At 65.2% G+C, this 14,299-nt stretch carries 13 protein-coding genes; 10 read left to right on the top strand and 3 right to left on the bottom strand.

The window, feature by feature from the left end; all coding sequences use genetic code 11:
- The 3 genes from IE187_RS01600 to IE187_RS01590 all read right to left on the bottom strand — a co-directional run bounded on the left by IE187_RS01600 (window position 1) and on the right by IE187_RS01590 (window position 4,705).
- Window positions 1-1,047: a M4 family metallopeptidase gene (locus tag IE187_RS01600; protein WP_189674837.1), complete on the bottom strand. Its 1,047-nt coding sequence runs from the start codon at window positions 1,045-1,047 to the stop codon at window positions 1-3.
- 373 nt (window positions 1,048-1,420) lie between these two features.
- Window positions 1,421-3,211 (bottom strand): cation:proton antiporter domain-containing protein, encoded by a 1,791-nt coding sequence (locus tag IE187_RS01595; protein WP_189674836.1) that lies wholly within the window; start codon window positions 3,209-3,211, stop codon window positions 1,421-1,423.
- A 270-nt stretch (window positions 3,212-3,481) separates the two neighbouring features.
- The gene (locus IE187_RS01590) at window positions 3,482-4,705 is read right to left on the bottom strand and encodes an NADP-dependent isocitrate dehydrogenase (RefSeq protein WP_133188514.1); all 1,224 of its coding nucleotides are present in this window, start codon (window positions 4,703-4,705) and stop codon (window positions 3,482-3,484) included.
- A 137-nt stretch (window positions 4,706-4,842) separates the two neighbouring features.
- On the opposite strand from IE187_RS01590, the gene IE187_RS01585 reads away from it, so the two are divergent.
- From IE187_RS01585 to IE187_RS01540, 10 genes are all read left to right on the top strand, one after another.
- Window positions 4,843-5,571, top strand: coding sequence for a phosphatidylserine decarboxylase (locus tag IE187_RS01585; RefSeq protein ID WP_189674835.1), 729 nt, complete (start codon window positions 4,843-4,845; stop codon window positions 5,569-5,571).
- Window positions 5,572-5,731: 160 nt separating this feature from the next.
- Window positions 5,732-6,547 carry a CDP-alcohol phosphatidyltransferase family protein gene (locus IE187_RS01580; protein WP_189674834.1) on the top strand — a complete coding sequence of 272 codons (816 nt, stop codon included), beginning with the start codon at window positions 5,732-5,734 and terminating at the stop codon, window positions 6,545-6,547.
- 420 nt (window positions 6,548-6,967) lie between these two features.
- Window positions 6,968-7,813, top strand: a complete 846-nt coding sequence (gene rpsB, locus IE187_RS01575; protein ID WP_189674833.1) for a 30S ribosomal protein S2 — start codon at window positions 6,968-6,970, stop codon at window positions 7,811-7,813.
- Window positions 7,814-7,899: 86 nt separating this feature from the next.
- Window positions 7,900-8,838 (top strand): translation elongation factor Ts, encoded by a 939-nt coding sequence (gene tsf, locus IE187_RS01570; RefSeq protein WP_189674832.1) that lies wholly within the window; start codon window positions 7,900-7,902, stop codon window positions 8,836-8,838.
- Window positions 8,839-9,191: 353 nt separating this feature from the next.
- A complete protein-coding gene (pyrH, locus tag IE187_RS01565; protein ID WP_229839259.1) occupies window positions 9,192-9,866 on the top strand; it encodes a UMP kinase in 675 nt (224 codons plus the stop codon).
- Between the two features lie 3 nt (window positions 9,867-9,869).
- The gene (frr, locus tag IE187_RS01560; RefSeq protein ID WP_133188501.1) at window positions 9,870-10,427 is read left to right on the top strand and encodes a ribosome recycling factor; all 558 of its coding nucleotides are present in this window, start codon (window positions 9,870-9,872) and stop codon (window positions 10,425-10,427) included.
- Window positions 10,424-11,167, top strand: coding sequence for an isoprenyl transferase (locus IE187_RS01555; protein WP_189674831.1), 744 nt, complete (start codon window positions 10,424-10,426; stop codon window positions 11,165-11,167). The genes frr and IE187_RS01555 overlap by 4 nt, the downstream gene beginning before the upstream one ends.
- Window positions 11,164-11,964 carry a phosphatidate cytidylyltransferase gene (locus tag IE187_RS01550; protein WP_189674830.1) on the top strand — a complete coding sequence of 267 codons (801 nt, stop codon included), beginning with the start codon at window positions 11,164-11,166 and terminating at the stop codon, window positions 11,962-11,964. Before IE187_RS01555 ends, IE187_RS01550 begins: the two co-directional genes overlap by 4 nt.
- Window positions 11,961-13,154 carry a 1-deoxy-D-xylulose-5-phosphate reductoisomerase gene (locus IE187_RS01545; RefSeq protein ID WP_189674829.1) on the top strand — a complete coding sequence of 398 codons (1,194 nt, stop codon included), beginning with the start codon at window positions 11,961-11,963 and terminating at the stop codon, window positions 13,152-13,154. Before IE187_RS01550 ends, IE187_RS01545 begins: the two co-directional genes overlap by 4 nt.
- On the top strand, window positions 13,151-14,284 hold the full coding sequence (locus tag IE187_RS01540) for a M50 family metallopeptidase (protein ID WP_189674828.1): 1,134 nt from the start codon (window positions 13,151-13,153) through the stop codon (window positions 14,282-14,284). The genes IE187_RS01545 and IE187_RS01540 overlap by 4 nt, the downstream gene beginning before the upstream one ends.
- Window positions 14,285-14,299: the final 15 nt, after the last annotated feature.

Genomic DNA, 14,299 nt, shown 5'->3' with positions numbered 1-14,299 from the left:
TTACAAGCCGACAGCAGTCCAAGCAGCGTCGACAGCGTTATGGACCGTAGGATCATTGGGGAACAGGCTCGTCGAGAGTTTACGGGTGCGGGCGGCGAATTTGGACATCGTCATATTGGGCATCGGCGGCGCTGTGGTCAGTGCCGTGTACCAGACCTTGCCGGCTTTTTCCCATGAATGCCCGCCAATCGCCTGGGCCGCCTTGTAGAAGGCGAGATTGGGCGGGCCGCTCGAATAATGCGGATCGAGGTTGCCGATGCCGGGATAATAATGGTCGGGCTGCGGCGCCATTGCGTGCGGGCTCTTGGGGGACGCCATGTCGCGCAGGCAGGTAAAGCCCTTCTGCTTGGAGAGCGGGCCCATGATGTCGGCGCCGATCAGCCAGTCGGCCTTGGTGACGACCTGCTTCTTCTCCCATTGGCGGAACATCGATCCGAAGACGTCGGACATGCTCTCGTTGAGCCCGCCGGCCTCGCCCGAATAGGCAAGGCCGAGGCTGTGCTGCGTCACGCCGTGTGTCAGTTCGTGTGCGATCACGTCCTCGCCGAGCGTGAAATCGAGGAAGATCTGGCCGTCCCCGTCGCCGTACGTCATCTGCGCGCCGTTCCAGAAGGCGTTGTTGTATTTGACGCCGTAATGGACGGAGGAGACGAGCGTCATGTGGTTGCCGTCGATCGAATCGCGCTTGAAATTGTCCCAGTAGAATTTCGCGACATTCTCCGATTCGACATAGGCGCGCTTGATCGGACCGTCGGGCGACGACCCCGGATTGGCGACCTGCACCCCGGGCAGCGCCGTCGTGTGGTGACAATCGAAGACGTGCGCGGCGGGAAGCACGTGCGGCAGCGGAAACGGGATCGGCGGGCGCGGCAGGGGCAGCCGGAGCGCGGTCAGCGTCAGCGCGGCGTTCTGCTGGCGCAACGCGCGGATCTGGCCGCTGATCTCGGCGGTGTGATGCAGCGCCTGGCGCGCCGCGTCGGACAGTTCGGGATCGGATGCGAAGCGGAGCAGGATGTCTTCTGGAATGATGCAGCAACCACACGTCATGATGTCCCCCTGGGCGATGATGATGCGACGACGCGATCACAGGCGCAGGACGGCGGGCTGGCGATTCTCTCCCGACGCGGGTGTCCGGTGCCGGCAGCGGAGGCTGTCGGATCGAGTCGATCGGGGAGAGGTTCGGCAGCGCGAGCGTTGGCGCTGCTCCTGGTCGCATCATGCGGCGGGCCGCGTCAAAGCCGGTTGCATCGGTTTCGGATGCGCGCGCGCGCGTGTTGAGCGCGTTTGCCGTTGATCGAGCCGGCGGGATGTTGTCCCAAACCGCTGCAATTGCCATCAAACGATGGCGGTTTGCCCTCAGTCGATCGCGGCGCGATTAGCGGCGTTTCGGATCAACGCGCGGCGGGGCCGCACGTCGGCGTCAGGCCGGGCTACCCTCGGTACGGATGATGCCGCGCACCCGCTTGAGCCGCGGCAGGACTTCCATCTCGGCCGCCGCCTTGATCTCCTGGCGCAGTTCGTCGCGCTTTTCGTGGATCGAGGCGATCACGGGCCCGACCGCGACGCCGAGATCGGTGAGCACAGCCTCGGCAAGTTGGAGCGAGCTTTCGAGCGTCTCGGGCACGGCATCGCTCGCCCCGGCCTTGTAGAGTTGCGCGGCATGCGCGGTATCGCGTGCGCGCACGATGATCGGCAGATCGGGCACCCAGCCGCGCACTCGCCGCGTCATCGACACGCTCAGCACCGGGTCGTTCATCGTCAGGATCAAGGCCTTGGCGCGCCCCAGATTGAGTCGGTCGACGAGCTCGGGACGGACCACGTCGCCGAAAATCACCGGATATCCCTCGGCGCGCGCTGCGGTCACTGCGTCGATGTCCGCCTCGACCGCGACATAGGGCTGGCCGTGCACCGCGAGCATGTCGCACACCATCCGACCGACGCGACCAAAGCCGATTACGACCGTGCCCGGCCCCTCGGGCGAAATCTCCGCCTCAGGCAAGGTGTCGCCGCGGAGCTCGATCCGCTTCGCCGCGCGCTTGCCGAGCATCGCCAGCAGCGGCGTGATGGTGAGGCCGATCGCGGTCACCGTCTGCCAGAAGCTGGTAAGTCCAGGCGCCAGCAATTGCGCCTGTCCCGCTGCGCCGAGCACGATCAGCGTGGTCTCGGACGGGCTGCCCATCAGCACGCCGGTTTCCGCGGCAACGCCGCCACCCAGACCCGAAAGCCGCAGCAGCGCGAAGGTCACCACCGCCTTGATCGCCACGACCGCCGCGATGCCGAGCAGATAGCTGCTCCAATCCGCGAGGATCGCGCCGATATCGACACTCATTCCGACGGTAATGAGGAACACACCGAGCGCGAGCCCCTTGAACGGCGCGGTCATCACCTCGACTTCGCTATGATAGTCGGTCTCGGCGATCAGCAGTCCAGCGAGCAGCGCGCCGACGATCGGCGAAAGGCCGGCGGCGGTGGTCGCCAGGCTCGCGGCGATCACCACGAGCAGCGAGGCGGCGAGGAACAGTTCGGGGCTCTTGGTGCGTGCAGCTTGCGCGAACAGCCGCGGCAGCAGCAAGCGCCCGCCCACGAACAGGATCGCGACCGTCAGCACCGCGAGGCCGCCGACCTTGACGAATCCGGCCCAGCCCGCCGCCGCCGCCATCGGCCCGAGCGCACCGAGCACGAAGATGATCGGGACGAGCGCGAGATCCTCGAACAGCAGCATCGCGAACGCGGTGCGCCCGACCGGGCTCGCGGTCCCCGCGATCGGCAACACCAGCGCAGTCGACGAGAGGGCAAGCGCGATCCCGAGCGCCATCGATCCCGTCCAGGCCAGCCCCATCAGCAGGTGCAGGCCGGTTCCGAGGATAATGCCCGACGCGATCAGCTGCGCGGCGCCCGTACCGAAGACCAATTGGCGCATCGACCACAGGCGCTTGAACGACAGCTCGAGCCCGATCGAGAACAGCAACAACACGATGCCGAACTCGGCGAAGGGTTCGATCGCGTGCGGGTCGGAGATCGTGATGTGGTACAACCAGGGGTAGCTCTTGACGAGCGCACCGAGCCCGAATGGCCCGACGAGCAGGCCGACGAGGATGAAGCCGATGACCGGACTGATCTTCGCGCGGGCAAATGCCGGAATGACCAACCCCGCGGCGCCGAGGATAACGAGCGCGTCGCTGAAGCCGGAAGAGAGAAGGGGAGATGCCATGCAGCCGTTAGACCAGCTTGCGGCCGCTTTGTCAGCTTATGCCTGACACAGATGTGCTGATTATCGGCGGTGGACCGGCCGGTATCATCATCCGATTGTTGGTTGCGGGCCGCTGAGGTCGGCCGATTGTGCTCCGAAGGCAGCGCGATTAACTGCGCGATCGTCGTCGTCGCGCCGCCCGATACCTGACGACCGTGCGGAGCAAGGAGCCCCGGGGTGCAAGCAGGACGCTCGCAACCCCGGGGCTCCTCATCTCCCGGAACGCCGGTATCAGCCGGTGATTTCGCCCATCTTGGCTTCGAGGTTGACGCGGACCTGCTCGAAGAACTGCTCGGTCGTCATCCACGGCTGCTCCGGGCCGATCAGCAGCGCGAGATCCTTGGTCATGTGACCGTCCTCGACCGTCTGGATGCAGACCTGCTCGAGCGTCTCGGCGAACTTGGTCACTTCGGGCGTACCATCGAACTTGCCGCGATACTTGAGGCCGCCGGTCCAAGCGAAGATCGACGCGATCGGGTTGGTCGAAGTCGCCTTGCCCTGCTCGTGCTGGCGGAAGTGGCGCGTGACGGTGCCGTGTGCGGCTTCCGCCTCGACCGTCTTGCCGTCGGGCGTGAGCAGCACCGAGGTCATCAGGCCGAGCGAGCCGAACCCTTGAGCGACCTGGTCCGACTGGACGTCGCCGTCATAGTTCTTGCACGCCCAGACGAACTCGCCGTGCCACTTGAGGGCGGACGCAACCATGTCGTCGATCAGGCGATGCTCGTAGGAGATGCCCGCTTCCTTGAACTTGTCCTTGAACTCGGTCTCGAAGACCTCGGCGAACAGGTCCTTGAAGCGGCCGTCGTAATATTTGAGGATCGTGTTCTTGGTCGACAGGTAGACCGGCCACTTCAGGTTGAGGCCGTAATGCATCGAGGCGCGTGCGAAGTCGCGGATCGAGTCGTCGAGGTTGTACATCGCCTGCGCCACGCCCGACGACGGGAATTGGAACACTTCGCGGTCGATGACCTTGCCATCGTCGCCTTCGAACACGAGCCGCAGCTTGCCGGGGCCGGGGACGAGGAAATCGGTCGCGCGATACTGATCGCCGAATGCGTGACGACCGACGACGATCGGGTGCGTCCAGCCCGGGATCAGGCGGGGAACGTTCTTGATCACGATCGGCTCGCGGAAGATCGTGCCGCCGAGGATGTTGCGGATCGTGCCGTTGGGCGACTTCCACATCTTCTTGAGGCCGAATTCCTCGACGCGCTGCTCGTCGGGGGTGATCGTCGCGCACTTAACGCCGACGCCGTACTTCTGGATCGCCTTGGCGCTGTCGACGGTGATCTTGTCGTCGGTGTTGTCGCGGCTCATCATGCCGAGGTCGTAATATTCGAGATCGATGTCGAGATAGGGGAGGATCAGGCGCTCGCGGATCCACTGCCAGATGATCCGCGTCATCTCGTCGCCATCGATTTCCACGACGGGCGTCTTTACCTTGATCTTCGCCATTTCCGCTCTTTCCTGAAGGGAGGTTTGGGGAGCGTCTAGGAGCATGGCGCGCGGTGATCAACCCGCACCCGGTCCAGGGCGGAGCGCTTTAGGGTTCGCGATTGTCGCAGCGAGGGGGGTGAGCTACAGTTTCCGGCATGATACCATCCGACAAGCTGAACCCGTCCGCCGAAGCCGTGAAATGGCGCGTTCCCGATCTGCACCCCGAAGGGCGTAAATATGTCGCGATCGCGCTGCTGATCGCCTTCCTCGCGTGGGTGTTCGTACCCATCCTGACGTGGCCGCTGCTCGGGCTCGCATTGTGGGTCGCCTTGTTCTTCCGTGATCCGGTTCGTGTCACGCCGTCGGGCGAGGGTCTGATCATTTCGCCTGCCGACGGCTTGGTCTCGATGATCGAGCGCGTGCCCGTTCCGCGCGAGCTCGCCGGGCCGAATGGCCTCGGCGACGCGCCGCTGATCCGCGTTTCGGTGTTCATGTCGGTGTTCGACGTGCACATCAACCGCACCCCGATCGCGGGCACGGTCAAGCAGGTGGTCTATATCTCCGGCAAGTTCGTCAACGCCGAGCTCGATAAGGCGAGCGAGGACAATGAGCGCCAGCATATAGTCGTCGAGGGTCGCGACGGCCGGCGCATCGGCTTCACCCAGATCGCCGGGCTGCTCGCGCGGCGGATCGTTCCGTTCGTCAAGCCAGGCGACATGATCGCGGCGGGGCAGCGGATCGGTCTCATTCGCTTCGGCAGCCGGCTCGATGTGTTCCTGCCCGATGATTGTGCGTGCCAGGTCGTCCTCGGCCAGCGCAGCGTGGCTGGCGAGACGATTCTCGGGCGCATCGGCGGCGCGGTCGCAAGCGGGATTGCGCAGTGATCGAGCGTGTTTCAGCGTCACCTGTGCGGTGGTCTTCGCCTGCCATTCGCGTCGAGCTTGTCGAAGCGTTGTCCGCTACATGGCCGACCGTGCGTTCGTGCGCGGCTGAAAGCGTCATCATTTCGCGGATAATGTCCGCCGGCCTGCCGGGCATCGCCGCATGACCACGCCCCTGCGCCGCACCGCTGCGCGCGGCCTGCCATTGCGGGCCGTCGCGCCCAACGCGGTCACCGCCTTGGCCTTGTGTTCCGGGCTTACCGGGATTCGCTTCGCAATCGCCGAGCAGTGGGAAACCGCGGTGCTGATGGTGATGATCGCCAGTGTGCTCGACGGGATCGACGGCCGGATCGCGCGGATGGTCCGCGGCGAGAGCCGGTTCGGCGCTGAACTCGATTCGCTGTCCGACGCGATTTCATTCGGCGTCTCGCCCGCGCTGATTCTCTATTTATGGTCGCTCAAGGAAGTGCCGCGCTTCGGGTGGCTCGTCGCGTTGGTGTTCGCGGTGTTTTGTGCTCTGCGGTTGGCACGTTTCAACGCTGGCATCGATGTCGCCGAACAACCGCACAAATCGGCCGGTTTCCTCACCGGTTCACCGGCGCCGGTCGGCGCAGGGCTCGCGATGTTGCCACTCTATCTCTGGTTCTGGACCGGCCTCGATCTGTGGCGCTCGCCGTTCATCGTGGGGCCGTGGGTCGCATTGATGGCGATCCTGATGGTGTCGAGCGTCGCGACCTTCAGCTGGTCGTCGCTCAAACTGCGCACCAATATCCGCTTCGAGGCGATCGCAGTCGTCGTGTTGCTCGGCGCGGCGCTGATTTCCGCGCCATGGCACACGCTCACGTTCCTGTGTGCAGCCTATCTGGCGACGGTGCCGTTCAGCATCGCCGCCTATGCAAAGGTCAAGCGGCAGCGCGCAGCTTCGGCCGGGCTACCGCCGACACCGTCCGCATCCGCGCCCGAAGCCGAGGTTCGCTAACGATCCAAACCGGAGGTCGCGTCGCCATCGGATCTACACCGTCGCGGAGCAACGCAACGATCCGCGGCAAGGCCGGCACAAGTGTCAACCAGAACACCGCAACGCTCGCTGCCAGCGCGCTTACAAAAACCAGGAAACCGATAACAGCCATCGTTTATCTCCGTCTATCACGGTGAAGCGTCATAAAGTCGCAACATCCTTAAGGCGTTCGGGTTCCCCGTTCCGCTCTCGAACATGGTATGTTCCGTTTCCGTTCTGCGTGTCAAGTCGTGTTCCGGGTTGATTGTTGGGGCAAGCTCGGCTAACGGAGCCGCCTTCACACCGCATGGGAAGCACATATTGCCGGTGTCCGTCCGGGGTTTCACCCTGGATCCACGGATGACTCGCTTCCCAGAGGCACAACCGGAAAGGACCTATCTTATGGCGGCACCAGTCGTCTCCATGCAGCAATTGCTCGAAACGGGCGCACACTTCGGCCACCAGACGCATCGCTGGAACCCGAAGATGAAGCCTTACATCTTTGGCGACCGCAACGGCGTCCACATCCTCGATCTCTCGCAGACCGTTCCGCTTTTCGCGCGCGCGCTCGAGTTCGTCTCGGCGTCGACCGCCGCTGGCGGCAAGGTCCTGTTCGTCGGCACCAAGCGCCAGGCGCAGGAGCCCGTCGCTGACGCCGCTCGCCGTTCGGGCCAGCACTTCGTCAACCATCGCTGGCTGGGCGGCATGCTCACCAACTGGAAGACGATCTCGGGTTCGATCAAGCGCCTCAAGACGCTCGAAGAGCAGCTCTCGGGCGACACGCACGGCCTGACCAAGAAGGAAGTCCTCCAGCTGACGCGCGAGCGCGACAAGCTCGAGCTCAGCCTCGGCGGCATCCGCGACATGGGCGGCATTCCCGACGTGATGTTCGTGATCGACGCAAACAAGGAAGAGCTGGCGATCAAGGAAGCCAACACGCTCGGCATCCCCGTCGTCGCGATCCTCGATTCGAACGTCTCGCCCGACGGCATCGCATTCCCGGTTCCGGCGAACGACGACGCCAGCCGTGCGATCCGCCTGTATTGCGAAGCGATCGCAATCGCCGCGACGCGCGGTGGCAACGAGCAGATGTCGCGCCGTCAGGACATCGGTTCGATGGAAGCGCCACCCGCCGAGGAAGCGCTGACCGTGGCACCGGAGGCTCCTGCCGCCGAAATCACGCCGGCATCGGACGCAGCTCTGCAGGCCGAAATGGTCGCCGAGGCCGAGCGCCAGATCGACGCGTAAGCGTCACCGAACTGACCTATGGGCGGGGTAGGGCTTTTTGCCCCGCTCCGCCTATATTCGTATCTACAGACAATGAGGATTTTCACATGGCCGAGATCACTGCAGCAGCGGTTAAGGACCTGCGCGAAAAGAGCGGCGCGGGCATGATGGACTGCAAGAAGGCGCTGACCGAAGCAGCTGGCGACATGACGGCGGCGATGGATTGGCTGCGCGCCAAGGGCCTCGCTGCTGCCGCCAAGAAGTCGAGCCGCACCGCGGCCGAGGGTCTGATCGGCGTTGAAGTAAACGGCACCACGGGTGCGGCCGTCGAAGTCAATTCCGAGACCGATTTCGTTGCAAAGAACGACCAGTTCCAGACTTTCGTGCGTGACGTTACCGCAGTCGCGCTCGCGCTCGGCGACGATATCGAGATGATCAAGCAGGCCTCGATCGGCGAGAACACCGTCGAAGAGACGCTGACCAGCAACATCGCGACGATCGGCGAGAACCAGAACCTGCGTCGCGCCAAGCGCCTCGAAGTGACCTCGGGCGCGATCGTGCCGTACATCCACAACGCAGCAGCGCCTGGCCTCGGCAAGATCGGCGTGCTCGTCGCGCTCGAGAGCGAAGCTGGCGAGGACGTGCTCCTCCCGCTCGGCAAGCAGATCGCGATGCACATCGCGGCGGCCTTCCCGCTCGCGCTCAACGAGGACGGCCTCGACCCCGAGATCGTCGCCCGCGAGCGCGCGATTGCAACCGAAAAGGCTTCGGAGAGCGGCAAGCCCGCCGAGATCGTCGCGAAGATGGTCGACGGTGCGATCGCGAAGTACTGCAAGGAAAACGCGCTCGTCAGCCAGCTGCTGGTGATGGACGGCAAGACCAAGATCTCGGACGTCGTCGCCAACGCTGCCAAGGCCGCCGGCAAGTCGATCGAGCTCAAGGACTATGTCCGCTTCCAGCTCGGCGAAGGCATCGAGAAGGAGTCGAGCGACTTCGCAGCCGAAGTCGCTGCCGCTTCGGGCGTTCCGCAGCAGCCGGCCGCGTAAGCGATTCGGTTTCGCCTTCGGGTGATGCGATAAAGGGCATGGGCCGCGCCGGATGGTGCGGCCCTTGTTACGTCGGGAACCCGTCCTCCCCGCGAAAGCGGGGATGACGCTGCCTGGCCCGGGCCGAGAAGAAGAAGCGGGACGCTCGCTTTCGCGAGGGTGACGGAAGCGGGGGCACGCCCACATCCGCGCCGACCCGAGCACTCTGCACGGTTTCCGCGCTTCCAATCATCCGGCGTCGCCGATAAGGTCCGCGCCGCACCGCCCGCTGGCGGACCAAGCCCATTGCAGTCTGGATTCTCGTGACAATCGCCCACAAACGCATCTTGTTGAAATTATCGGGCGAAGTCCTGATGGGCTCGGGCGGCCTGTCGATCGACCCCGACGTCATCGCGCGCGTCGCGGCCGAAATCGCCGATGTGAAGCACCAGGGCTATGAGCTCTGCGTCGTCGTCGGCGGTGGCAACATCTTCCGCGGCATCTCGGGCGCGGCACGCGGCATGGACCGCGCGACCGGCGATTACATGGGCATGCTCGCGACCGTGATGAACGCGCTCGCCGTCCAGAATGCGCTCGAACAGATCGGCGTCGAGACGCGCGTCCAGTCCGCCATCCCGATGGCGTCGGTGTGCGAGCCGTTCATCCGCCGCCGCGCCGAGCGCCACCTCGAAAAGGGGCGCATCGTGATCTTCGCCGCCGGCGTCGGCAGCCCGTTCTTCACGACCGATAGCGGCGCAGCGCTGCGTGCAGCGGAAATGAAGTGCGACGCGCTCTTCAAGGGCACTTCGGTCGACGGCGTCTACGATGCCGACCCGAAGCTCGTGCCGACCGCAAAGCGCTACGACACTGTCAGCTACGGCACCGTGCTCGCGCAGGACCTCAAGGTAATGGACGCCAGCGCGATCGCCTTGTGCCGTGACAACAATATTCCGATCGTCGTCTTCAATATCCGTCAGTCGGGCAACCTTGCCGCGGTACTGCGCGGCGAAGGCGTCTCGACGACCGTTCAGCATATCAAGGGAGACTGATCCATGGCCGCGTATGACAAGGCTGATCTCGAACGCCGCATGGCCGGCAGCGTCGAATCGCTCAAGGGCGATCTCAGCGGGCTGCGCACCGGTCGCGCCTCGACCTCGTTGCTCGATCCGGTGACGGTCGAAGTGTACGGCGCGCAAATGCCGCTCAACCAGGTCGCGACCGTCTCGGTGCCCGAGCCGCGGATGATCTCGGTCCAGGTGTGGGACAAGATGAACGTCGGCCCGTGCGACAAGGCGATCCGTTCGGCCGGGCTCGGCCTCAACCCGATCGTCGATGGCACCACGCTGCGTCTGCCGATCCCCGATCTGACCGAGGAGCGCCGCAAGGAACTCGCCAAGCTCGCCGGCAAATATGCCGAGGATGCCCGCATCGCTGCGCGCAACGTGCGCCGTGACGGGATGGATTCGCTCAAGGTCGACGAGAAGAAGGGCCTGTTCGGCGAGGACGATCGCAAGAAGCTCGAGACCGAAGTCCAGAAGCTGACCGACAAGACGATTGCCGACATCGATGCCGCGGCATCGGCCAAGGAAAAGGAAATCCTGGGCAAGTGAGGCCGTTCGCCGCCCGGGCTGCCGATCCTGCGACCGTGGCCGGGGTGCTCCCGCGCCACGTCGCGATCATCATGGACGGCAATGGTCGCTGGGCCAAGAAGCGGCATCTGCCGCGGATCGCCGGGCACCGCCAGGGCGTCGAGGCGGTCCGCCGCGTCGCGCGCGCGGCGCGGGCGATGGGGATCGAGGCGCTTACGCTCTACGCCTTCTCGAGCGAGAATTGGCGGCGGCCGGAAGAGGAAGTCAGCGACCTGATGGGTCTGCTGCGCGTCTTCATCCGCAGCGATCTCGACGAGATGGTGCGCGACAATGTGCGGCTTCGCATCATCGGCGACTATCGCCGTTTCACGCCCGACCTCGTCGAGCTGATCGACACCGCGATCGCGCGCACGTCGGTCAACACGGGGCCGATCCTCGTGATGGCGCTCAATTACGGCGCGCAGGCAGAGATCGTCGAAGTCGCCCGGCGCATGGCGGAGCGTGCTCAGGCCGGTACGCTCGACCCCGCGACGATCGACGCTGCGATGTTCGAGGATGAACTCGACACGCGCGACTTGCCGCCGCTCGATCTGTTGATCCGTACGTCGGGCGAAGTTCGGCTGTCGAATTTCCTGCTGTGGCAGGCGGCCTATGCCGAATTGCTGTTCGTCGACACGCTCTGGCCTGAATTCGATGCCGAGACGCTGGCTGGCGCGATCGCGACCTTCGGACAGCGGCAACGGCGGTTCGGCGGCCTGTGACCGCCGTCCCCAAGGCGGCCGGCCCGTCGAATCTTACGCTCCGGATCGTTGTCGGATTGGCGCTGATTGCTGTTGCGCTCGGCGCGATCGTGTTCGGCAGCATCGCGTTCTGGCTGCTGTGCGTCGTGCTCGGCTTGTTCATGATGGCCGAGTGGTCCGATCTGCAACAGGCGCCGCCGCACACCAAGCGGCTCGCGCAATATGCGCTGTCGGTGCCGCTGGCGATCATGATGCCGGTGGTCGGGGCAGGGGCGGGGTTCCTGTCGCTTGGCCTGTTGGTTGGCGCGGCGTTTTTCGTCGTGATCGTGACGCGGCTCCCCGGCCTCGCGCGTGGCGTGCTGTACGTCGGGCTGCCGATCATGGCGCTGCTGCTGATCCGGCATCAGCGCGAGGGCGTGGTGCTCACGCTGTGGGCGCTGGCGCTGGTCTGGGCATGCGACATCGGCGCCTATGCCGCAGGACGCGCGATCGGCGGGCCCAAGCTCGCCCCGGCGATCAGCCCCAACAAGACCTGGGCCGGCCTCGCCGGCGGCGTTGCTGCGGCGAGCCTGTTCGCCGCGGCGATGCATCTCTCCTATGGCCTGCCGCTTCGCCTGACGCTGGCGACGCCCTTGCTCGCCGTGCTTGCACAGGCGGGCGATCTTTATGAAAGCTGGCTCAAGCGCCAGGCGGGCGTCAAGGATAGCGGTACGCTGCTTCCCGGCCATGGCGGCGTGCTCGATCGCCTCGACGGGCTGGTGCCCGTCGCCCCCGTCGCGGCGCTGCTGATCCTGTTACCGAAAGTCTATTGGTGGTGAAGACGATTACAATTCTCGGCGCGACCGGTTCGATCGGTACGTCGACGCTCGATCTGATCGAGCGCGAGCCCGACCGGTTCGCGGTGGTTGCGCTGACCGCGAATTGCGACGTCGCGCGGCTTGCTGCCGCGGCGCTCCGCACCAATGCCAAGTTCGCGGTGGTCGCCGACGAAAGCTGCCTGCCCGAACTGCGCGCGGCGCTTGCCGGGACCAATATCGGGTGCGGCGGCGGGCGTGCCGCGGTGCTCGAGGCGGCGAGCATGGGTGCCGACATCACGATGGGCGCGATCGTCGGCTGCACCGGGCTCGAGCCCGTCATGGCGGCTATCGCGGGCGGCAAGACGGTGATTCTGGCCAACAAGGAACCGCTGGTTTCGGCGGGCGAGGTCGTTCTCGCCGCCGCAGCCAAATCGGGCGCGACGCTGCTTCCTGCCGATTCCGAGCACAATGCGATCTTCCAATGCTTCGACGCGGCGCGTCCCGAGCGCGTCCGGCGGATCATCCTGACGTGCAGCGGCGGACCGTTTCGCGAATGGTCGACCGAGCAGATGCGCAGCGTCACGCCCGAACAGGCGGTCGCGCATCCGAACTGGTCGATGGGCGCGAAGATCTCGGTCGATTCGGCCACCTTGTTCAACAAGGGGCTCGAGCTGATCGAGGCGGCGCGGCTGTTCCCGGTGCCGAACGACGCGATCGAGATCGTGATCCATCCGCAATCGGTAATCCATTCGCTGGTCGATTATGTCGACGGCTCGGTGCTCGCGCAAATGGGCCCGCCCGACATGCGCGTGCCGATCGCCTCGTGCCTCGCCTGGCCCGATCGGATGGCCACGCCGATGGCGCCGCTCGATCTCGTCGCGATCGGCCGGCTCGATTTCACCGCGCCCGATCCGGTCCGCTTCCCGGCGTTGAAGCTGACGCGCGATGCGCTCAATGCGGGCGGCGCGCGCCCGGCGATCCTCAATGCGGCCAATGAGATCGCGGTCGCGGCTTTTCTCGCCCGCGAGATCGGCTTCCTCGAAATTGCCGCAATCGTCGCCGATACGCTCGAGGGCTATGATCCGGCCGCGCCGGCGACGTTGGAAGACGTGCTCGTGGTCGATGCCGAAGCGCGCAGGATGGCGCGCCGGTATGTCGGGTCGCGCGGCGGGGCGGCGAGAGGGGCGAACGTGAAGGATATCTCGGTTTGAGCCAATCCCCAGGCCTGTTGCTTACCGTCCTCGCTTTTGCGCTCGTCATCGGGCCGCTCGTTTTTCTGCACGAACTTGGACACTATCTCGCCGGGCGGTTGTTCGGCGTGAAGATCGACGCATTTTCGATCGGCTTTGGCCACGAGCTGTTCGGCTGGACCGACCGCCGCGGAACGCGCTGGAAGTTCAGCGCGCTGCCGCTCGGTGGCTATGTGAAGTTCGCGGGCGATCTCAACGCCGCCAGTGCCCCCGATCCGGCATGGCTCGAACTTCCGCCCGAAGAGCGCGCGCGGACTTTGCAGGCGCGTCCGGTGTGGCAGCGCGCGATCGTCGTCGCAGCGGGGCCGATCACCAATTTCATCGTCGCGATCATCATCCTTTCGGGATTTGCCATGACCTTCGGGGTCGACCGGACGCCGTCCGTCGTCGGTCTGGTCAGCCCCGGCAGCGCCGCGTCGACGATCGGCATGCAGCCGGGTGATCGCATCACCGCGCTTGGCGGACGCCCGATCGCGACCTTCAACGATGTCGCGCAATTCGCCATGCTGCGCCCCGGCGAGCGTGTGATGGTCAGTTACGTCCGCGGCGGAGCAACCGTCGAGCGCGAAGCCGTGCTCGGAACCGCGACCGAGCGCGATCGCTTCGGCAACGAATTCAAGAAGGGCTTGCTCGGGATCGGCCCGACCGCACCCGTCGCTCGCCCCGTCAGCTTGCTCGAGGCGCCCGCGTTCGGCGTCGCAATGACGGGCAAGATCCTGCGGACAACGCTCGACGGCCTGGGCCAGATCATCACCGGGCGGCGCTCGGTCGACGAACTTGGCGGGCCGCTGCGCATTGCCAAGGTGTCTGGCGAACAGCTCGCGCTCGGCTGGCCCGACCTGATCTTCCTGATCGCCGGGGTTTCCATTAATCTCGGATTCATCAATTTATTGCCAGTCCCTCTGCTCGATGGCGGGCACCTGTTCTTTTACGCGATCGAGGCGATCCGGCGCAGGCCCGTGACGCCGGCAATCCAGGAATGGGCGTTTCGCGGCGGGCTGGCGGCGATTCTCGCGCTGATGATCATGGTAACGATCAACGATCTCGGCGCATTTGGCCTCTGGAAGTCGCTGACCGGCTTGATCGGTTGACGCTTGTAAGGCAGG

The sequence above is a fragment of the Sphingomonas glacialis genome (assembly GCF_014653575.1).
GTDB classification, from domain to species: domain Bacteria; phylum Pseudomonadota; class Alphaproteobacteria; order Sphingomonadales; family Sphingomonadaceae; genus Sphingomonas; species Sphingomonas glacialis.
The sequence above is the reverse complement of the archived record's forward strand: the minus strand, read 5'-3'. Positions and strand labels throughout refer to the sequence as shown.